Source organism: uncultured Friedmanniella sp., from assembly GCF_964244005.1.
Taxonomy (GTDB): Bacteria; Actinomycetota; Actinomycetes; order Propionibacteriales; family Propionibacteriaceae; genus Microlunatus.
Map to the genome: position 1 here is coordinate 19,858 of NZ_CAXTHG010000031.1, position 21,074 is coordinate 40,931.

Genomic DNA, 21,074 nt, shown 5'->3' on the forward strand with positions numbered 1-21,074 from the left:
GTCGATGGTCCGTGTCGGCGGTGTTTCAGAGCCCGGACTCCTCCCCGGTCGGCCGTAGAGGACCACCACTAGGATGAGCGCTCGACGAGGGAGGCAGATGGCCTGGTTGGTCACCGGAGGAGCGGGCTACATCGGCTCGCACGTGGTGCGCGCGTTCCGCGAAGCCGGCACGCCGGTGGTGGTGATCGACTCCCTCACCAGCGGGCACGCCGAGTTCGTCCCGGCGGAGGTGCCGTTCGTCCGGGGATCGATCCTGGACGGCGACCTCGTGCGGCACACCCTGGTCGAGCACGAGGTGACCGGGGTCGTGCACCTGGCCGGCTTCAAGTACGCCGGGGTGTCGGTGACCAAGCCGCTGCTGGCCTACCAGCAGAACGTGACCGGGACCGCGACGCTGCTCGAGCAGATGCAGTCCGCCGGTGTCGACCAGATCGTCTTCTCCTCCTCCGCCGCCACGTACGGCACGCCGGACGTCGACCTGGTGACTGAGGCCACCCCGACCGCGCCGGAGTCGCCGTACGGGGAGAGCAAGCTGATCGGTGAGTGGCTGCTGGCCGACCAGGGACGCGCAGCCGGCTTACGGCACACGTCGCTGCGCTACTTCAACGTCGTCGGCTCCGCGACGCCGGAGCTCTACGACACCAGCCCGCACAACCTCTTCCCGGTGGTGCTGTCGCTGCTCGCGGAGGGCCGGACGCCGCAGATCAACGGCGACGACTACGCCACCCCGGACGGCACCTGCGTCCGCGACTACATCCACGTCGCCGACCTGGCCACCTCCCACGTCGCCGCCGCCCGGGCGCTGGAGTCGGGCCGTCCGCTCGAGCCCGTCTACAACCTCGGCAGTGGCGACGGCGTCTCGGTCCGCCAGATCATGACGGCGATCGCCGAGGTCACCGGCATCGACTTTGACCCGGTGATCGCTCCCCGTCGGTCCGGCGACCCGGCCCGGATCGTTGCCTCCGGCGAGCTGGCGGCCCGAGACCTCGACTGGCGGATGACCCATTCGCTCACGGACATGGTGGCCAGCGCCTGGGCTGCCCAGCAGCAGGCGGCCCCGGCTCGATGATCGCGGGGCTGCTCCTGCCCACCGAAAGCGACGTTGCCACCGCTCGAGCGGTGGCACGACCACGTCCAGGAGGCAACGCGGCCCTCAGGGCGTCAGGCTTCCCGATCCCGACCTCACTCGCAGCCATGAGGACCGCGATGACGATGGCAGTGCTCTCCCTTGCCTGAGTGGAGGACGATCACCAGCGTGGGAGCTTCCTTCGAGAGCGACACGCTGACCATCAGCGCCCGGACCAGCGTGACGCCCGCCATCCGGTCAGACCTCGAGTCGGACCTCGACCTCGGGCAGTCCGAGCGCGGCAGCCACGGCCAGGGCAGCCGATCCGAGCAGGTCCTCCGGCGGCGGGTGGTGGCCAGGAAGCGGGGTGACCTCGATGATCGTCCGGCGACTCGTGCCGACGGTCCGCCAGATGGCCACCAGCCGGTCGTCCAGCAGCACGACCGGGGCGAACTGCCCGTTCGCCCGGGCCCAGAGCTCGCCGAGCCCGTCGGCGGTCACGAACCTGGTCCGGTTGCGCTGGTGGTAGCCCACGACGAGCGCGTCGAACTCGGGCAGCAGCCGGACGCCGAGGGCGCGCGGATGGGCGGGCGGGGGTTCGGCGAGGTCGAGGAACGTCTCGCCCTCGGGACCCGTCAGCCGCACGACCTCGTCGCCGAGGCTGGTCACCGCCGCGTCGGCCACGGTCAGCCCCGTACCGAAGAAGTAGGCGAGGTCTTGCCGGGTCGCCGGGCCGAGAGCGCCGAGGTAGACCCGGACCAGGTGAGCGAGTGCTTCGGCGACGGTGGTCGTCCCCAGCTCGGGCACGACCGACCGGGCCCGACGGTGGTAGACGTCGGTGCGCTTCTCCCAGCGGTCGTCCGGCGGCCGGCGCAGCAGTCCGCTGTGTCCCCAGATCAGGTTCTCCCGGAACGTGCCGGTCAGTGCGGCGGCGCTGGCGGCGGACTCGTGCTCAGCCAGCCAGTCGCGCAGGTGCGTGACGATGTCAGCCCGGGAACGCCACGCGTCGTCGGCGTACGCCTCGATCTCGGCCACCACGTCGGCGGCGCTGACCCCGGCGAGGTCGAGCTGGGTCCGCAGCGGCCCGGCCCGGCCGGGTCGGGCGACGGCGTCCAGCCACGGGAAGAGCCGGCGGCCGCTCGTGTGGACGGTACCGCGCAGGCTGCTGGTCTTGAGCACCACGAACGACGCGAAGAGGTCCCGGACGTCGGTGTAGCGGACTCCGGGCAGCCGGGACGACGCCGTGAGGAACGGCGCCCGCGGCACCTGGGACTGGATCGGCCCGAGCCGGTCGACCAGCGCGAGCACCGCCTCCCCGTCTCGACCCGGCAGATCGGGGAACTGCCGCCACAGGGTGCGTTCGCGCAGCTCGTCCAGGCTCACCCTGCTCATGCCGGCACGGCTAACGCGACGCGGCGATCTTCACGGTCGTCGTCTTGGTGGTCGTCAAGGCGTGCACCCGCAGGGTGACGGCTTCCCCCTTTTCTTTCTTGCCGTCCTTCCGGATCGGGATCGACAGTGTCGTGCTGCGGGAGCCAGCGGGTACGTAGGCGTAGATCTGTACGCCGAGCTTGGCGAGCGTGCCGGTCGACCCGCGCTTCGAGGCGTGCTGGGACAGCCACGTCGCCGAGACGTCGGCTCCCGTCAGGTCCCGGCCGGGACCGGCGACGACGCGGCTGCTCACGTCCACGCCGTAGTCGACGGCCTTGGCGAACGTGATCTTCCACTGCGCCGAGCTGCCTTCCTTGACCGTGCGGTGCACCCGGGTGACGGTGGCCTTGGGGGTGGGGTCGTCGTCCAGCACCACGAGCCGGCCGATGTAAGCGTCGGTCGTGATGTTGCTGGTCGCCCAGGCGGCGACGTAGGTGGTGGCCTCGCTCCGGTCGTCGACCGTGTCGGCTTGGTAGCCGACGGGGATCGTCCCTGAGCTCTGACCGGCCGCGAGGTCGACGGTGAACGTCCGCAGCGAGCCCTCGTCCTCACCCGAGGTGAGGACCCGGAACTGACCGGGGACCGTCAGCGGCTTGGAGAGCTGGAACGGGACCTGGGCGACGGTCGTGCCCGAGCGCTTTCCTTCCTGCACCCGAGCGGTGCCGAGGGAGAGCGCGGGAGCCCGGAACGCGACCGCGGCCGGTGCCCGCTCCGGCACCGCGGCGGCGTCAGCGACCCAGACCCGGCCGGCCGTGCTCTGGCCGACGATGTCCACCCGCACGATGTGGGCCAGGTCGAGGGAACCGACGGCCGAGGAGGGGTCCACCCGGACGTCCTGCGCCCAGAGCTTGGTCAGGTCCTCCGCGGTGAGCAGCGCGCGCACCGTGGCCCCGCCGACCGGCGTCAGGGTGGCCGAAGCCCCGGCGCCGTCGGTGAGCCGGACCTGGAGAGCGACGTCGCCGGCCTGGGGGTCGACGATGGTCCGCAGGTCGAGGCTGCGGGAGCGGAGATCGAGCGGACGGGCCAGCTGCAGCCCGGCCGACTGACCAGCCGCGTCCCAGCTCAGCTGCCAGAAGGAGCGGGTCGGCACAAGCTCTTCCCGCCACGGCCAGTGCGGCGTGACGACACCGGCGAGCTCGGAGCCGCAGAGCCCCGGGCGGAAGTCGTCCGACGTGCTCCCGGTGCAGAACTCGCTCTGCGCCCCGTCGGGCAGGGTCAGGGCGGTGCCGTCGGCCGGCCGGCGGAGCTCGCGCCCGCCGCCGAGGGCGTGGCTGAGGACGACGGCGTCGCCGGTGGACCCGACCCGCACCGCTGATCCGTCGAAGAGAGGGAGGAACGGCTGGTCCGCCTCGGGAGCGGCCGTGAACTGCTGGACAGCACCGGCGATGTAGGCCTTCCCGACGGCCTGCTGCTCGGCCGGGGTCAGCCGGGCGGAGGTGGCCGTACCGCAGGCGCCGTCCGCCTCGCCGTACCAGTCGTCGTTGGCCGGGGCCGCGGCGAGGCCGGGAGTCCACTCGGTGTTGAAGTAGTTGTGGTTGGCGCCCATCACCAGCACCGAGCTCTTGAGGGACTGGTCGTTGCTGGTCAGGTCCCGGCTGGCGTCGGTGAACCGCTGGCCCTGCAGGTCGCTGACGTCGCCGTCGCAGTAGGGCAGCAGGGTCACGGTGGGTAAGTAGGGCGCGGTCTGGGTCGCGAAGTCGGTGGGATCGATCAGCACCTGGCCGACGATGCGATAGGCGGCCGTCGCCGGGATCCGGATCGAGGCGCGGTCGACGCCCTCGCCGCCGCGGCTGTGGCCGACGAGCACCACCCGGTCGAGGTCGACCTGGTGCTGGCCGGCGATGGCCGTCCAGTAGTTCAGGTGCTTCGTCACGATGGTGGCCCGGGCCCCGGCGCCGCCGTCGTCGAGGGCGTCGTCCTGGGCGTTGATCCCGTTGACCCGGACCGACACGGTGGTGAAGCCCTGGGAGGCCAGCAGCCGCTGCGCGTAGTCGTAGCCGAGGTGGCTGGGGATCTCCGCCATCGTCCCGCGGCAGGGCCAGTCGAAGCTCGTGACGCCCTTGCTGACCTGGTAGCAGTACTCGTGCCGGCCGTGCAGGAAGAGCACCAGCGGACGCGGGCCGGTGGCGGCAGCCGCGACGGGCTCGACGACGTGACCGACCATCTCGATCGGCTCCGCCATTCCGGCCACCTTCACCGGCGTCCGGGTGTAGTCGCTCGTCACGACGGCGTACGGGCCGGGCACCCCCGGGTCGGTGGCCAGCTCGCGGACCGCGGGGGTGGGGTCGGCGGCCGCGGCGGGGGCCTGGCGTCGGGCGTTGCTGGCGGTGCTGTCCAGGGTGCGGCCCGACAGCAGCACGTCCAGGTCGCCCGGCGCGGGCGCCGAGGGGGACGTGACCACCGCCCGGACCGTACGCCGGTCGGCGGCCACGGTCGGGGTGCCGACGGCAAGACCGGCCGGGCCGACGATCGTGGGCCGGTCCGAGCTGACCGGCAACCGTTCCGGCGCCTGCCAGCTCACGGCCCAGCGTCCGGCACCCAGGTCACGGACCGCCCAGCTGCCCCGGTCCGCCGCTGGCGACGCCGGGTTCGAGGGCGCCGCGCCCGCGGGATGGGCGGTGAGGGTGACGAGCAGGCCGCCCAGGGCGAGGATCACGGCCAGGAGCAGGCGGGTGGCCCGCGAGGCCTGCGGGGTACGGGGGGGCCGCTGCGCTGCGGTCGGCCGGAGCTGTCTCGTCACCTGGCTGAGGCTAGAGCACGACGTGACCAGGGTCACTCTCTGGTGCCCACGACGTCGACGACCAGGCCCCTGAGGACAAAGCGAAGCCGAACGAATTGCCTGCTCGGGGGTTCAGGTAAGTCGTTCGGCTTCACCCTTCACATCGTCGCGAGCGGGGCGATCATTACCGTTCGCCGGTCACGACTTTCGCCGCCGCGGAATCGGCCGCGCGCCGCCGTGGCGGTCGGGTCTAAGATGTCCGACATGTACCGCGCTCTCCTTCTCTAGCCGCGCAGGTAGTTTCCCTGCGCGGCCACCCTCCCGTCGACCACGGCGGAGGGTTTTTTTGTGCCCACCAGCGGTCCGGAGAGCAACCCCGAGGAGCAGCAGTGCCTGACAGGACGATCGACCACCGGCCGACCGAGCCGGCCGAACCCGCTGAGGAGTCCGCCGAGACCCGGAGCGGCTACGACGCCGCCGCGGCTCAGCTGCGGTGGCAGCAGTACTGGGAGACCGACCAGACCTTCCGGCCGCGCGACGACGGGTCGGCGACGCGGGCGTACGTCCTCGACATGTTCCCCTACCCTTCCGGCGACCTGCACATGGGCCACGCGGAGGCGTTCGTGATGGCCGACATCGTGGCGCGCTACCTGCGGCTGCGCGGCTTCGACGTGATGCACCCGATCGGCTGGGACTCCTTCGGGCTGCCCGCCGAGAACGCGGCGATCCAGCGCGGCACGCACCCGGCGGAGTGGACCTACGCCAACATCGAGACCCAGGCCACCTCGTTCAAGCGTTACGGCCTGAGCCTGGACTGGTCGCGCCGGCTGCACACCTCCGACCCCGAGTACTACCGCTGGACGCAGTGGCTGTTCCTGCGCTTCCGCGAGCGCGGGCTGGCCTACCGCAAGGACAGCTACGTCAACTGGTGCCCCCAGGACCAGACGGTGCTGGCCAACGAGCAGGTCGTCCAAGGCGCCTGCGAGCGGTGCGGCACGCCGGTGGTCAAGCGTCAGCTGAACCAGTGGTACTTCGCGATCACCTCCTACGCGCAGCGACTGCTGGACGACATGGACCAGCTGCAGGGCTACTGGCCCGACCGGGTGCTGACCATGCAGCGCAACTGGCTGGGCCGTTCCGAGGGCGCGCACGTCGACTTCACCATCGAGAGCCCCCAGGCCGACGCCCGGACCGTCTCGGTCTTCACCACCCGACCCGACACGCTGTACGGCGCGACCTTCTTCGTCGTGGCTCCCGACGCCTCGCTGGCCGCCGAGATCGTCACCGACGAGGCCCGACCGGCCTTCGAGGCCTACCTGGCGCAGACGCAGCGGGCCACCGAGATCGAGCGCCAGGCCACCGACCGGCCCAAGACGGGGGTCCCGCTGGGCGTGCACGCGGTCAACCCCGTCAACGGCGAGCGGCTGCCGGTCTGGACGGCCGACTACGTGCTGGCCGACTACGGCACCGGCGCGGTGATGGCCGTGCCCGCCCACGACGCCCGCGACCTGGAGTTCGCCCGCACCCACGACCTGCCCGTACGCCGGGTGGTCGACACCGGCGCTGAGGACCCCGCGGTCAGCGGCGTGGCCACCGTCGGCGACGGGACGTACGTCAGCTCGGGGCCGCTGGACGGGCTGACCGACAAGGCGGCCGGCGTCCGCACCATGATCGAGCGGCTGGAGACCGAGGGCACCGGCACCGGCGCGGTGACGTTCCGGCTGCGCGACTGGCTGCTGAGCCGGCAGCGTTACTGGGGCTGCCCGATCCCGATCATCCACTGTCCCTCCTGCGGCGAGGTGGCCGTCCCCGACGACCAGCTGCCGGTGACGCTGCCGCACCTGACCGGAGCGGCCCTGGCACCCAAGGGCACCTCCCCGCTGGCCGCGGCGACCGAGTGGGCGAACGTGGCCTGCCCGCGGTGCGGCGAACCCGCCAGCCGGGACACCGACACGATGGACACCTTCGTCGACTCGTCCTGGTACTTCTTCCGCTACTGCTCGCCCGGACACCAGGACGGCCCGTTCGACCCGGCGGACGTCCGTCGCTGGATGCCGGTCGCCCAGTACGTCGGCGGCGTCGAGCACGCGATCCTGCACCTGCTGTACATGCGCTTCTTCACCAAGGTGCTGCACGACATGGGGATGATCGACTTCGTCGAGCCGATGAAGCGGCTGCTGAACCAGGGCCAGGTCATCAACGAGGGCAAGTCGATGTCGAAGTCGCTGGGCAACGGGGTCGACCTGGGTGCCCAGATCGACGCGTTCGGGGTGGACGCGGTCCGGCTGACCGTCGTCTTCGCCGGGCCGCCGGAGGAGGACATCGACTGGGCGGACGTGTCCCCGGGCGGGTCGCTGAAGTTCCTGCAGCGCGCGTACCGGCTGGCCGGCGACGTCACCAGCGAGCCCGGGGTCGACCCGACCACCGGTGACCCGGCCCTGCGGCGCCAGGTGCACCGGCTGCTGGCCGAGGAGGAGCAGCTGGTCGAGGGTCAGCGGTTCAACGTCGCGGTGGCCCGGGTGATGGAGCTGGTGAACGCCACCCGCAAGGCCATCGACTCACGTGTCGGACCCGCTGACCCGGCAGTCCGGGAGGCCACCGAGGCGGTCGCGGTGATCCTGGGCCTGTTCGCCCCGTACGTGGCCGAGGAGATGTGGGAGCTGCTGGGCCACGCACCCTCGGTCGCCAACGCGGCCTGGCCCACGGCCGACCCGGCACTGCTGGTCACCGAGACCGTGACCTGCGTCGTCCAGGTGCAGGGCAAGGTCCGGGCCCGGCTGGAGGTGGCCCCCGACGTCGCCGAGGACGAGCTGCGCACCCGGGCCCTGGCCGAGGAGGGCGTCACCCGCGCGCTGGCCGGCCGCGAGATCGCCAAGGTCATCGTCCGGGCCCCCAAGCTGGTCAGCATCGTCCCGGCCTGAGCTGGTCGCGACTGGGTCCAGCCCGACTTGTCAGAATCCAGTTGTCCTATGGGACAACTGGGTTCTGACAACTCGGCCTCAGCCGGTGCGCGCGATGGTGGTCAGCAGGCCGAGGTGGTCAGTGCCGAGGATCTCTACGGTCTGGATGGACGTCGCGGTGAGCCGGTCGTCGACGAGCACGTGGTCGATGGGCAGCAACGGCGGGAAGGGCCGGTTGGCCGGGTAGGTGGGCAGCCAGCCGGCGCCGACCAGGTCGGTGGCGCTGCTCAGGCCCAGCCGGTACAGGTCCTGCATCGGGCCGTGGTCGTCGACAGCGTTGAAGTCGCCCGCGATGACCAGCGGCTGGTCCAGGCTGTCGGCCGCGACCTGGGCCAGCGCGGCGTGCTCGCTGGCCCACAGGCCGCGGCCGCAGTACGGGTTGCACGGGTGGACGGCCATCAGCCGGACGGGGTCGATCCCCGGTGCCTCGACCGTGGTCACCCACTGCTGGAACGAGGTGGTGCCGAGCAGCCGGCTGTCGCTCAGCGGGAACCGGCTGTAGACGGCGGTGTCGCTCTGCACGCCGTCGACGCCGCCCGCCGCGTACGGGAAGCGGGTCAGCCAGCCGCGGTCGGCCAGCTCGGCCAGGGCCGACGGCGTGGCCTCGACGAGCACGACGACGTCGGCGACCTGGGCTTGGGCCACGAGCCGGTCAGGATCGGCGCGGCCCTTGTACATGTTGAGGCTGAGCAGGGTGAACGTGGGCGAGGTCGCCGTCCGGCCGTTGGGCACGAAGAACGGGACGGTCCACACCAGGTGGCAGGCGAGCCCGGCGGCCGCCACCAACGCCAGCACCGCCGTCGCTCGGCGCCGGCCGCGCAGGACGGCCGCCGCACCGAGGGCCAGCAGCGAGACGGCATAGCCGAGCAGCGCGTACGGGATGAAGGACGCGACCAGCGCCGTCGCGTCGTCGCGGGGCGGCACCACCCGCAGCAGCGTGCCGAGCACCGACGGCGGGAGGGTGAGGAAGCCGACCACGAGCAGCAGCCGGCGGGCTCGTCCCGGCCGCCCCCGTACTGGCCGTACTGGCCGTCTCCTTGCTGGCCGTCTCCTTGCTGGCCGTCTCCTTCCTGGGCGACGGCGTGGGGGAGCGGCAGCAGCCGGCGCCGCAGCCGGCATCAGAGGCTCCGTCGGGGGGCCGTGGGGTTGCGTCGTTCCAGCCGCATCTCTGGCGGTGCGGGCGGGAACTCGCAGTCGCGTCGGTCAGCCGTCTCGCGCCAGCGCAGCGTGGCGTAGAAGGCGCGGGCGCCGGCGTTGCCGACCAGCACCCACAGGTGGGCGTTGGGTGCGCCGTCGGCGAAGATCTCCTGCGCCGCGAACTCGACCAGAGCGCTGCCGTAGCCGCGCCGGGTGTGGTCAGGCAGCACCCCGACGTGCCGCACCGTGTCGGCGTCGAAGGCCACGAAGCCCACCGGGTCGTCGTCGTGCTCGAGCAGGTAGATGCGCACCCGCGGGTCGCGCAGCAGCCGGCGCCAGCGGCGGGTGATGGCCGTCACCGGGTACGGGTGCTCCTCCGGCGGGAAGAGGTGGCTGAGCGCCTCCTCGCTGGCGGCCCGCTCCAGCCGGGTCAGCAGCCGGCTCTCGTCAGGTCGGGCGCGCCGGATCCGTAGCCCGGTCTCCTCGTCCTCCAACGGCGGGTCGTGCTCCTCGAGCAGGTCCAGCAGCTCTCGGGTGACCCGGTCGGCCCGGGTCAGCTTGCCGCGGCGGGCCGCGAAGTTCGACTTCTGCACGCACCACGCCTCGACGGTGGCTTCGGTCGAGGCGATCACGAGCCCGTTCTCACCGGGGGCGACGACCCGGATGTCCTCCCAGTCGAAGCGGCGCGACGAGAACGGGTTGACCACCGTGATGCCCTGCTTGTCCGCGCGCAGCCTCGGGTGCAGGCCGAACCTCCACGCGTAGAGCAGGGCGACCGCACTCAGCGCGCCGAGCAGGGCGGGCAGCAGCCAGCCGCCGTTAGAGGTCCAGACGAGGTAGGCCAGCGCCGGCACGGCCGTCGCAGCCGCCACCACAAAGACGATCACTACTGCGAGGGTGCCGGGGGCCGCACGCCACACACGTCGGTCGTCCAGGCCCATCCGTCGCTTTCCCCGCCCTCTGCGGTGCCGTTCCTCGGTCCCCGTGCTCAGCCGCGTCGGCCCTGATCCCCAGCTGGACAGCCCTAGGCTGTGCCGATGACGGGCGTCGCGGTGGTGACCGACTCTACGTCGTCTCTCGCCCCCGGTCTGACCGCGCTCACCGATGTCCGGGTGATCCCGCTTCAGGTCGTGATCGACGGCGTCAGCCGGTCCGAAGGCGAGGTAGGCCCGGCCGAGGTGGCGGCGGCGCTCCGGTGCGGGCGCCGGGTCAGCACCTCGCGGCCCTCGGCAGAGGTCATCCGGGCTACCTACGCCGGCTTGGTCGAGGAGGGCTTCACCGACATCGTGTCGGTGCACCTGAGCGGGGCGATCTCGGGGACGGTCGCCGCCGCCGAGCTGGCCGCGGCCGCGCTGGTCGCGTCGGAGCCCGGCCTGGTGATCCGCGTGCTGGACACCCGGGTCATCGCGATGGCCAGCGGATTCGCGGCCCTGGCCGGCGCCGCGGCGGCGCGGTCCGGCGCGGAGGTGGACGAGGTGGCCGCGGTCGTCGCCCGTCGGGCCGCCGCCAGCTCCACCTGGTTCTACGTCGAGGACCTCGAGCACCTGCGCCGCGGTGGCCGGATCAGCGCGGCGACCGCCGCCCTGGGCTCGGCGCTCGCGGTCAAACCGCTCCTCACGGTGCGCGAAGGGAGCATCCAGACCTTGGAACGCGTCCGTACCACGGCCCGCGCCGTGGCCAGGCTCGAGGAGCTTGCCCTCGGTGCGGTACCCCCGGCGGGCGGGGAGCCGCCCGAGATCGCCGTGCACCACCTCGATGACGCCGCGGGGGCCCACCAGCTGGCTGGACGCTTGGCTGCGGCCGTTCCCGGGGTCGCGCCGCCGGTGGTGAGCGAAGTCAGCGCCGCGCTAGGGGTCCACGTCGGTCCCGGCACGCTCGGCGTGGTGGTCTCGCCCGTGGTCTGACCTCCGGGTCGTGCTCGGTCGCGTTGTCCACAGGCTGGGAGTGTGCGGCGGCTGTCCACAGCCAGGGCGACCGGACCGCACATCGGCGGCGGCGTCCGTAACGTCCCGGTGTGTCCAGACGAGGAGAGGCTGACCCGCTGCTGCTGCAGGCGGTCAGCGCGCGGCTCGCGCGGTTGCTGGCCGAGACGCCGCCCCGGCGGGCCGTCGACGAAGACGCCGCGACGACGTCGGTCGACGTCGCGGCGCAGGAGGCCGTCCCCGCGCCCGCGCGGGCCGGGCCGGAGACCGAGCTCGTGGAGGTCGATGACGTCCCGCCTCCACGACGGTTCGGCCGACTCCACCTGGGGGTGGTCTGCCTGCTGCTGATCGCTGGCCTGCTCGGGGCGGGGTGGTCGGTGCTGCGGGCTCGACCGGTGGCCCTCGCGGCACCGCCGACGGTCTCGGTCTCCACGACGCCCAGCACGGGGCCGGCGACGGCGTCCACCCTCCCCAGCCCGACGCCCGGCCCGGCCACGCCCACCGCCAACGCGGTGGTGGTGCACGTCCTGGGGGCCGTCCGCCGGCCCGGCTTGGTGACCCTGGCCGAGCGGGCCCGGGTCCAGGACGCCGTCGACGCGGCGGGTGGCTTCACCCGGGACGCCGATCCGGGCGAGCTCAACCTCGCCCAGCTGCTGCAGGACGGCCAGCAGGTCGTGATCGGGACGGCCGCTCACCCGGCCGGGGAGGTGCGCAGCGGTGGCGCCGGCGGCAGCGGGTCCGGCTCGGGGGCGGCCGGGTCCGACTCGGCAGGGTCAGGATCCTCCGGTGCGGCGCCACCCCTCGACCTGAACGCGGCGACGGAGCCCCAGCTGGAGGAGCTGCCCGGGGTGGGACCGGTCACCGCCGGCAAGATCATCGCCTGGCGGGCCGAGCACGGCCGGTTCAGCCGGGTGGAGGAGCTCCGGGAGGTCGACGGGATCGGTCCGAAGACCTACGCCGAGATCGCACCCCATGTCCGGGTCTGAGGCTGCGCCTGGCGCCGGTCAGGACCTCCGGTGCGTGCCGCTCGCGCTCGGCGGCTGGGCCGCCTGCTGGCTCGGGACCGCCGGCCGGGGCTGGGTGGTGGCCCTGGTGGTCGGTACGGCCGTGGTCGCCGCTACCGGGGCGCTGATTCCCGGACGGGCTGGACGGCAACGCGCCAGGCGAGGAGTCCGCGTGGTCGGCTCGGGCCGTGCCTGGTGGCTCGCGACGGCCGTCACCGTGGCGGTGTGCGCCGTCCTCGGCGCGGTGCAGGTGCACCGGTTGGCAGCCGGGCCTCCGGCTCAGCTGGCCAGCGACGGAGCCTGGGCCGAGGTGCGGGCGGAGGTACGCAGCGACGCCCGCAGCTTCCCCGCCCGCGGAGCGCTGCCGGCGCTGGTCACCGTGCGGGTACAGGTGGTCGAGCTCCGCGGCCGCGGCACGGACTGGCGGCTGCGGGCGCCGGTGCTGGTGACGGTGAGCGGTACGGCCGGAGCGTCCTGGGCTGGGTTACCGGTGGGGTCGACGGTGTCCGCGGCCGGGCGGCTGCGGCCGGCCGAACGCGGCGACGACCTGACCGCCACGCTGCAGGTACGCGGTCCGCCCACCGGCGTGGAGCCGCCGGGTGCGGCGCTCCGGCTGGTGGAGCGGGTCCGGGCCGGACTGCGGACCGCGGTCGAACATCGCCGCCCCGAGCCGCGAGCGCTGGTGCCCGCGTTGGTGTTGGGGGACACGTCCGGGCTGACGCCTGAGCTGCAGGCCAGCTTCCGGGCCACCGGGCTGACCCACCTGACGGCGGTGTCCGGGGCCAACCTGACCCTGCTGCTGGCCTTCCTGCTGCTCGCGGCGCGCTGGCTGGGCGTCCGGGGCTGGGCGCTGCGGGCCGTCGGGCTGGCCGGCGTGATCGTCTTCGTCGGGCTCTGCCGGACCGAGCCGAGCGTGCTCCGGGCCGCCGCCATGGGTCTGGTCGCGCTGGCGGCCCTCGGCTCGGGCTCGCGTCGGGCCGGCGTCCGCAACCTGGCGGTCGCCATGGTCGCGCTGCTGCTGATGGACCCGTTCCTCGCCCGCTCCTGGGGGTTCGCCCTGTCGGTCCTGGCCAGCGGCGGGATCATCTGGTGGTCGCGGCGCTGGGCCGACGTGCTCGGTCGGTGGACGCCTCGGGTGGTGGCCGAGCCGGTCACGCTGGCCCTCGCCGCCCACCTGGCCACCCTGCCGGCCGTCGCGGCGCTCTCGGGCACGGTGAGCACCTCCGGCTTGCTGGCCAACGCGCTCGCCGGACCGTTCGTCGGGCCCGCCACCGTGCTCGGCTTTGCGGCGGCCGGCGCCTCGCTGGTCAGCGCTCACCTGGCGGAGGTGCTGGCGTTCGGGTCGGCGTGGTCGGCGCAGGTCATCCTCTGGGTCGCACGGTTGGGGGCGGGGCTGCCGGGTGGCTCGCAGAGCTGGCCGACGACCCCCGGGGCCCTGGGCCTGCTGACCCTGGGCTGCCTCGCCGCGACGGTCGCCGTGCCGTGGGTGCTGGCGCGGCGCTGGGTGTCGCTGCTCCTTGCGCTGCTGATGACGGTCACCCTCGCCCGGGCGCCGTCCCAGCTCGGCTGGCCGCCCCCGGGCTGGCGGTTCGTGGTCTGCGACGTCGGTCAGGGGGACGGCCTGGTGCTGCGCGCGGCCGAGCACGAGGCCGTGGTGATGGACAGCGGCCCGGACCCGCAGGCGATGCGACGCTGTCTTGACGGTCTCGGCGTCCGTACGGTGTCGTTGCTGGTGCTCAGCCACTTCCACGCCGACCACGTCGACGGCCTGCCCGGCGTGTTCGCGGGCCGCCGGGTCGGACGCGTCTGGACCAGCCCGTTCGCCTCGCCGGCGGGTGAGGCGGCCGCCGTTGCTCAGCAGGCCGGGCAGCACGGGGCCGCGGTCGAGGTGCCGCCGGTCGGTAGCGGCGCCACCGTCGGCGCGGTCTCGCTGCGGGTGCTCGGCCCGCTGCGGCAGGGGACCGACGGGGACGAGTCGGCGGCCGAGAACGACGCCAGCCTGGTGCTGCTCGCCGACGTCGACGGGCTGCGGATCCTGCTCACCGGCGACGTCGAGCCACCCGGCCAACGGGCCCTGCTGAGCAGCGGCGCCGACCTGTCGGCGCAGGTGCTGAAGGTGCCGCACCACGGGTCGGCCCGCCAGGAGCCCGCCTTCTTCGTGGCCACGGGCGCTTCCGTGGCCATCGCCAGCGCCGGGGTCGACAACGACTACGGCCACCCGGCCCCCCGTACGGTCGGGCTCGCCCGGTCCCTCGGGATGACCGTGCTCCGCACCGACCAGAACGGGTCCGTGGCGATCACCTGGCGTGACTCGCAGCTGGGCGTCGTCGTCCAGCGCCGACCGTGACGGCCCGCGGCCGCACCACCACTGGGTCAGCGCGGCGGGGCGAGACCGGTGACCGGGTCGATCCGCAGCGTCCGGCTCCCACAGACGGCCACCACCTGCGGGATGCGGGTGCGGACGGTGATGTGCCCGAGCGCGGGATCGTCCCCACCGGGCACGCGGGCGAACCGGACCCGCAGCACGGGCCGGGCCGAGCAGGAGTACTGCCACAGCAGCTGCCCGTCGGAGATCCTGATAGCCGCGAGCCGGTCCACCCGGGTGTCCAGCCGGGAGGTGCCGGCGACGACGAACACGTCTCCGTACTGAGCGCTGACGACCCGGCCGGTCAGCGCGCGGCCGTCGGGGCTGCGTACGTCCACCGGGGCGACCGAGAAGTCCAGATGCCGGGTGGCCAGCTGCCGGTATCCCTCGAAGGTGGTGACCGTGCGGCACCCGAGACCGGTGACCACCAGGGTCCGGACGGGTGTCTGGTCGACCGTACCGGCCCGCGGGTCGAGCTCGGCACTGCCGCAACCGAAGCGGATGGCCTTCGCCGGACTGTCGAGGCGGAGCTGCTCGGCCCGGTGCTGGGCCGAGGCTGCGGCGACCCCACCGAGCCCGGCGGTGAGGAAGACCGCCAGCGTCACGACCCCGGCCCGCAGCAGCATGCTGAGGTCCCAGCGCAGCGGCCAGCACTGGTACGCCGCCCAGACGACCGTCCCGACGGCCAGGCCGGCGAGGTAGAGCAGCACGGTGGTCCCGGTGGTCAGTGCGCTCAGCCGCAGCGCGACGGTGTTGCCTTCCAGCGACGCCGCCGCTTCGCGCAGCGCTCGACCGAACAGGGCGCGGCCCACCGCGACCGGTGCGGGGCCGACGACCGCGTACGCCGCCAGCAGCGGGAGCCCGTTCCGCCAGCGGCGGGGGCGGGTCGGGCCGAGGTCGATCAGCAGGCTGAAGACCGACGCGTACCCCGCGGCCCCGACCCAGAGCAGGATGAGCAGGATCGCCAGGGCGCTCGTGCGGGCCTGGCCGCTCGCCACCAGCACGAGCAGCAGCACGACCGCCGCGAACGTGCCGACCGCCGCCGGTACGAGGACCGCGCTCTGGCCGAGCCGCCGCGGGTGCCGGGCGAGCAGCAGCAGTGCGACCGCCGCGACGAGCAGCAGCTCGCCGCCGAGGCTGATCTGGTTCGCCTGAGCCGGGACCTGCGCGACGCCGGCGCTGCTGAACGACGCGGAGACCAGCGGAGCCAGCTGGGTGAGCCACCAGTCGTGGGCCGGCACCGCGCTGGTCTCGGGGATCCAGTAGGTGACCAGGAAGACCAGGTGCACGCCCAGACAGATCGCCGCCGGCAGCGCGGCCGCGGTCCGCACTCGCAGCAGCAACCGCTGCGCGTCGTCGGCCCGCGCCGGTACGCCGACCCCGCCCAGCGCCGGAGCGGCGGCCGTCGGGTTCGCGTAGGCCGCGCTCACGTCGACCCCGCCGGGACGGACTGGTCGGGCCCGGTCGGCTGGGGCGGGGGTTCCGGCGCCGCCGGGGCCGGGGGTGGGCGGACGGGAACGGTCGGCTCGTCCTCGCCGGGCCAGCGGACGCGCTGCACCCGCGTCCGGAGGCAGCGCAACGTCCCCGCGCCGAGCCGGGCGGGCAGCCAGCGGTCCTGCAGCACCGCGGCGAGAGTGAGGCGCTGCAGGTCGGCGAGCCGGTTCATCCGGACGGCCCCACGGACGGCTGTGGTCAGCTCGCGGTGGACGGCGGCGAGCAGGTACTCCTCGAGGTCGTCGGCGTGCCCGGCGGCCAGCTCGAGCAGCTCGGCGTACCAGTCCCGGTCATCCAGCTGCACGAGCACCCCCAGCACCGCCCGGTCGACGGCGTGCCCGTCGAAGGTGAGGAGGTCAGTGACGGTCACGTCGAGGTCCACCGCAGCGGTGCTGACCGCCCGCGCGGTCACGGGCGGGGCGCCGGGGCTGAGCAGCGGCGGCACCAGCAGGTCGCCGGGACGCCGTAGCTGCGGGTCGGTGCCGGCGGCGGTCAGCAGCGCCACCGTGTCCGGGCGCACCACCAGCAGCCGGCTCACCGGCTCGGGAGCGCCGACGAGCCGGGTCCCCGCCGGGTCGGTGGCCTCCGCTACAGCAGGAGCGGGTACACCGGGACGCCGGGTGACCAGACGGCGCACCCAGGTCTCCCACGCGCTGACCACACCGGCCCCCTCACCTCGGAACGACCGCTGCCGCCGCGTCGGCCGTCGTGTCCACATTGTCGCGGTCGAGCGGCCGAGGAGTCGGCGCAACGCCGGGCGGGCGGCGCTGACGGGTCCCGCGGCGCACCTCCACGCACCGGTCGCGCCAGGTCGCTGTCAGACCCTGCTGCCATGCTGGGCGGGTGGCAGCGCGTACCTCCCCGTTCGGTCGGGTCACCCTGGTCAGTGGCCCCGAGAGCCTGCTGGCCGACCGGGCGGTTGCTGGCCTGCTCAGCCACATCCGGGCCGAGTCGCCCGAGGCCGAGATCAGCCAGGTCGAAGGCGACCGGCTCGACCCCGGCCGCTTCGCCGAGATGACCAACGCGTCGCTGTTCGCGGTCCGGCGCGCGGCGGTGGTCAGCGACCTGGCGAACCTGCCGGCCGAGCTCGCCGACGACGTGCTCGCGCTGGCCCGCGCGCCGCTGGAGGACCTCGCGCTGGTGCTGGTCCACGGCGGCGGTCAGAAGGGCAAAGGTCTGCTCGACAAGCTCAAGGCGGCCAAGGTGACGGTCGTGGACGCGCCGGCGGTCAAGCCGTGGGAGCTGCCGCAGTTCGTCGCGGCGGAGGCGCGCCGGGTCGGGGAGGGCATCGACACCGGAGCGGCCCAGACCCTGGTCGACGCGGTCGGCCACGACCTGCGGGGGCTGGCCGCGGCGGTCGGCCAGCTCGTCTCCGACTCCGAGGGTGGACCGATCACCGAGGGTCAGGTGCGCCGCTACTTCGGCGGTCGCTCCGAGGTGACCAGCTTCGCGGTGGCTGACGCCGCGCTGGCCGGGCGGACCGGGGCCGCGATGGAGCAGCTGCGCTGGGCGATCTCGACGGGGGTGGCGCCGGTGCTGGTCACCAGCGCCCTGGCCTCGGGGTTACGCGGGTTGGGCAAGCTCGTGACCGCACCGGCGGGGCTGCGCGAGGCCGACCTCGCCCGGGAGGTCGGCGTACCCCCGTGGAAGCTCAAGTCGATGCGCAGCCAGGCGCGCGGCTGGGACCAGCGCGGGTTGGCCACCGCGCTCAAGGCGGTGGCCGTCGCCGACGCCGAGGTGAAGGGGGCGGCCGACGACGCCGGTTTCGCGCTCGAACGGGCCGTGCTCGTCGTCGCCCGCGCCCGGCGCGGCTGAGGGCGCCCACCCCGACGGCCTCACACGCCCCCGCGCGGCGTGCGAGGTCATCGTCACCACCTCGACACGGTGAGACAAGCCTGGCCGACCTCAGCCTCGCCTCAACCACCGACGCGCTGCAGTCCCACCTGTTCTACGACCCCGGCGTCATCGTCGAGCGGGCCAGCCGGGTGGCACCTGGCGTCGATCGGGCTGTGCGAGGCGGCCGCCTGCGCCGGGCCGGCCACCGTCGTCGAGCCCGGGGCTAGCCACGGTCGAGGGACCGCGGCCCACGCGGCGTGGGCTTTCGCCCCTAGAAACGCACGACGTCCCGGTCACCAGAGGTGATCGGGACGTCGTAGACGACTCGACGGAGCGGGGTGACGCGTGTCGAGGTCGCGGCCGCGGGTTACGGAGTGCCACCGTGGGTGGACGCCGGAACTCCGCGCTGAGCGTCAGCTCAGCTTGGCGGCCTCGGCAGCGATGGCCGACTTGCGGTTCGCTGCCTGGTTCTTGTGGATGACCCCGCTGGAGGCGGCCTTGTCGAGGTGACGGGTCGCGGCGCGGGCGAGCTCGGCGCTCTTGGCGGTGTCGCCGGCGGCCGCAGCCTCGCGGAAACGGCGGATCGACGTCTTGAGGGCAGACTTGGTCGCCTTGTTGCGCTGGCGCGCCTTCTCGTTCGTCTTGATCCGCTTGATCTGGGACTTGATGTTTGCCACGGGGCAAGCCTCTGTAACTGTCGGGAGTCAATGTCTGATGAGCACCGCTGACCTACGGACCAGATCCATAGACGCGACCGCTGACACTACCAAACCGGGCCACGGGGGCCCAAATCACGTCCCGAGCCTGCCGCGGCCCCGCCGACGAGCCAGACCTGCGGTGCCGCGCTCCGGCTCGGCCCACGGATGGGCCGGCGGTTGGCCGGGCCAGGCTGCCGCAGGGTGACCGTCCACGTTTCGCCGTCGAGGGCCAGGCCGGTCCCGCTCCCACCGGTACATCGAGATGCGTGGATTGGGCCTCGCGGGCGCCCGTGGGATGATGGTCAGCCGGGTGTCTCGACCGATGTGCCCACCCCGCCGCCGACCCGGAAGACGACGTGATTCAGCCTGCCCCGAGCCCTGGGCGTACCGACCCAGCGATGATCCGCAACTTCTGCATCATCGCCCACATCGACCACGGCAAGTCCACCCTGGCCGACCGGATGCTGCAGCTCACCGGCGTCGTCGACGCCCGCGCGATGCGCGCCCAGTACCTCGACAAGATGGACATCGAGCGCGAGCGCGGTATCACGATCAAGTCGCAAGCCGTCAGGATGCCGTGGACCACCAACGCGACGCAGGAGCCTGTTGGTGGTGAGAAGGACGCGCGAGCGGAGCGAGCTCCGGGCTTGCGGGGGAACGCGACGCAGGAGCCTGTTGGTGGTGAGAAGGACGCGCGAGCGGAGCGAGCTCCGGGCTTGCGGGGGAACGCGACGCAGGAGCCTGCTGGTGGTGAGAAGGACGCGCGAGCGGAGCGAGCTCCGGGCTTGTCCGGGGGGTCCACGGGCGGCGGAGCCCCCAGCGCGTTCGTGCTGAACATGATCGACACCCCCGGCCACGTCGACTTCACCTACGAGGTGTCGCGCTCGTTGGCGGCGTGCGAGGGGGCGGTGCTGCTGGTGGACGCCGCCCAGGGCATCGAGGCGCAGACGCTGGCGAACCTGTACCTGGCCCTGGACGCCGACCTGCACGTCATCCCGGTGCTGAACAAGATCGACCTGCCCAGCGCGCAGCCCGACAAGTACGCCGCGGAGCTCGCCGGCATCATCGGCTGCGACCCGAGTGACGTGCTCCGCGTGTCGGCCAAGACGGGTGAGGGCGTCGAGGCGTTGCTGAACGAGATCGTCCGCCAGATCCCCGCCCCGGTGGGTGACCCGGACGCCCCGGCGCGGGCGTTGATCTTCGACTCCGTGTACGACACCTACCGCGGCGTGGTCACCTACGTCCGGGTGGTCGACGGCGAGCTCAGCCACCGCGAGCGGGTGCTGATGATGTCGACGAAGTCCGCGCACGAGGCGATCGAGGTCGGCGTCGTCTCGCCGGACCCGGTCAAGTCGCCATCGCTCGGCGTCGGCGAGGTGGGCTACCTGATCACCGGCGTGAAGGACGTTCGCCAGTCTCGGGTGGGGGACACCGTCACCTCGGTCGCCCGGCCGGCGACCACCGACCTCGGCGGCTACCGCCAGCCCAACCCGATGGTCTTCGCCGGCCTCTACCCGATCGACGGCGCCGACTATCCCGAGCTGCGGGAGGCGCTGGACAAGCTGCAGCTCAACGACGCGGCGCTGACGTATGAGCCGGAGACCTCCGGGGCGCTGGGCTTCGGCTTCCGGATCGGCTTCCTCGGCCTGCTGCACATGGAGATCGTCCGGGAGCGGCTGGAGCGCGAGTTCAACCTCGACCTGATCTCCACCGCGCCCAACGTGGTCTACCGCGTCAAGCTCGAGAACGGCACCGAGCTGACCGTCACCAACCCCTCGGAGTACCCGACCGACGGCAAGATCGCCGAGGTGTACGAGCCGGTGGTCAAGGCCACGATCCTCACGCCTACCGACTACATCGGCACCATCCTCGAGCTCTGCCAGACCCGGCGCGGCGTCCAGAACGGGATGGACTACCTGTCCGCGGACCGGGTGGAGATCCGCTACACGCTGCCGCTGGCCGAGATCGTCTTCGACTTCTTCGACGCACTCAAGTCCCGGACCAAGGGCTACGCCAGCCTCGACTACGAGCCGTCCGGTGAGCTGCCTTCGGAGCTGGTCAAGGTCGACATCCTGCTGCACGGTGAGCCGGTGGACGCGTTCTCGGCGATCGTGCACAAGGACAAGGCGTACGCCTACGGGGTGCTGATGGCCGGCAAGCTCAAGGACCTGATCCCGCGGCAGCAGTTCGAGGTGCCGATCCAGGCGGCGATCGGCGCCCGCGTGATCGCCCGCGAGACCGTCCGCGCCATCCGTAAGGACGTGCTCGCCAAGTGCTACGGCGGTGACATCACCCGTAAGCGCAAGCTGCTGGAAAAGCAGAAGGAGGGCAAGAAGCGGATGAAGATGGTCGGCCGCGTCGAGGTCCCTCAGGAAGCCTTCGTGGCGGCGCTCTCCACCACCGAGCCCGGCAAGGTCGACTCGAGGTAGCGCGTCCCGGTTG

Annotated in this window: 14 protein-coding genes; 7 read left to right on the forward strand and 7 right to left on the reverse strand. The window is 73.0% G+C overall.

Annotated elements, in window-relative coordinates; translation table 11 throughout:
• Positions 1-97: 97 nt before the first annotated feature.
• Entirely contained in the window at positions 98-1,069 is a 972-nt protein-coding gene (gene galE, locus ACFE76_RS17005) for a UDP-glucose 4-epimerase GalE (RefSeq protein WP_375432961.1), read from the forward strand.
• Positions 1,070-1,324: 255 nt separating this feature from the next.
• Here the strand turns inward: galE and ACFE76_RS17010 are convergent, their stop codons facing one another.
• Both ACFE76_RS17010 and ACFE76_RS17015 read right to left on the reverse strand, forming a co-directional pair.
• Positions 1,325-2,458, reverse strand: a complete 1,134-nt coding sequence (locus tag ACFE76_RS17010) for a winged helix DNA-binding domain-containing protein (protein WP_375432962.1) — start codon at positions 2,456-2,458, stop codon at positions 1,325-1,327.
• 10 nt (positions 2,459-2,468) lie between these two features.
• On the reverse strand, positions 2,469-5,237 hold the full coding sequence (locus ACFE76_RS17015) for a hypothetical protein (protein ID WP_375432963.1): 2,769 nt from the start codon (positions 5,235-5,237) through the stop codon (positions 2,469-2,471).
• A 383-nt stretch (positions 5,238-5,620) separates the two neighbouring features.
• Here ACFE76_RS17015 and leuS point away from each other — a divergent pair, with 383 nt between their 5' ends.
• Positions 5,621-8,137 (forward strand): leucine--tRNA ligase, encoded by a 2,517-nt coding sequence (leuS, locus tag ACFE76_RS17020; RefSeq protein ID WP_375432987.1) that lies wholly within the window; start codon positions 5,621-5,623, stop codon positions 8,135-8,137.
• 78 nt (positions 8,138-8,215) lie between these two features.
• Here leuS and ACFE76_RS17025 read toward each other — a convergent pair whose 3' ends face one another.
• Together ACFE76_RS17025 and ACFE76_RS17030 are read right to left on the reverse strand one after the other, a co-directional pair.
• Complete coding sequence (locus ACFE76_RS17025; RefSeq protein WP_375432964.1) at positions 8,216-9,154, reverse strand: endonuclease/exonuclease/phosphatase family protein; 939 nt, start codon at positions 9,152-9,154, stop codon at positions 8,216-8,218.
• Positions 9,155-9,294: 140 nt separating this feature from the next.
• Positions 9,295-10,200: a GNAT family N-acetyltransferase gene (locus ACFE76_RS17030; RefSeq protein ID WP_375432965.1), complete on the reverse strand. Its 906-nt coding sequence runs from the start codon at positions 10,198-10,200 to the stop codon at positions 9,295-9,297.
• Positions 10,201-10,350: 150 nt separating this feature from the next.
• Here ACFE76_RS17030 and ACFE76_RS17035 point away from each other — a divergent pair, with 150 nt between their 5' ends.
• The 3 genes from ACFE76_RS17035 (at position 10,351) to ACFE76_RS17045 (ending at position 14,586) form a co-directional block, all read left to right on the forward strand.
• Complete coding sequence (locus ACFE76_RS17035) at positions 10,351-11,217, forward strand: DegV family protein (RefSeq protein WP_375432966.1); 867 nt, start codon at positions 10,351-10,353, stop codon at positions 11,215-11,217.
• Positions 11,218-11,327: 110 nt separating this feature from the next.
• Positions 11,328-12,221 (forward strand): helix-hairpin-helix domain-containing protein, encoded by an 894-nt coding sequence (locus ACFE76_RS17040; protein ID WP_375432967.1) that lies wholly within the window; start codon positions 11,328-11,330, stop codon positions 12,219-12,221.
• 34 nt (positions 12,222-12,255) lie between these two features.
• Complete coding sequence (locus tag ACFE76_RS17045; RefSeq protein WP_375432968.1) at positions 12,256-14,586, forward strand: ComEC/Rec2 family competence protein; 2,331 nt, start codon at positions 12,256-12,258, stop codon at positions 14,584-14,586.
• Positions 14,587-14,612: 26 nt separating this feature from the next.
• Here the strand turns inward: ACFE76_RS17045 and ACFE76_RS17050 are convergent, their stop codons facing one another.
• Together ACFE76_RS17050 and ACFE76_RS17055 are read right to left on the reverse strand one after the other, a co-directional pair.
• The gene (locus tag ACFE76_RS17050; protein ID WP_375432969.1) at positions 14,613-16,034 is read right to left on the reverse strand and encodes a hypothetical protein; all 1,422 of its coding nucleotides are present in this window, start codon (positions 16,032-16,034) and stop codon (positions 14,613-14,615) included.
• Positions 16,031-16,759, reverse strand: coding sequence for a hypothetical protein (locus tag ACFE76_RS17055; RefSeq protein ID WP_375432970.1), 729 nt, complete (start codon positions 16,757-16,759; stop codon positions 16,031-16,033). The genes ACFE76_RS17050 and ACFE76_RS17055 overlap by 4 nt, the downstream gene beginning before the upstream one ends.
• Before the next feature lie 182 nt (positions 16,760-16,941).
• Here ACFE76_RS17055 and holA point away from each other — a divergent pair, with 182 nt between their 5' ends.
• Entirely contained in the window at positions 16,942-17,913 is a 972-nt protein-coding gene (gene holA, locus ACFE76_RS17060; RefSeq protein ID WP_375432971.1) for a DNA polymerase III subunit delta, read from the forward strand.
• 434 nt (positions 17,914-18,347) lie between these two features.
• On the opposite strand, the gene rpsT is transcribed toward holA, so the two are convergent.
• Positions 18,348-18,611, reverse strand: coding sequence for a 30S ribosomal protein S20 (gene rpsT, locus ACFE76_RS17065; protein ID WP_375432972.1), 264 nt, complete (start codon positions 18,609-18,611; stop codon positions 18,348-18,350).
• Positions 18,612-19,030: 419 nt separating this feature from the next.
• On the opposite strand from rpsT, the gene lepA reads away from it, so the two are divergent.
• Positions 19,031-21,061, forward strand: coding sequence for a translation elongation factor 4 (lepA, locus tag ACFE76_RS17070; RefSeq protein ID WP_375432973.1), 2,031 nt, complete (start codon positions 19,031-19,033; stop codon positions 21,059-21,061).
• Positions 21,062-21,074: the final 13 nt, after the last annotated feature.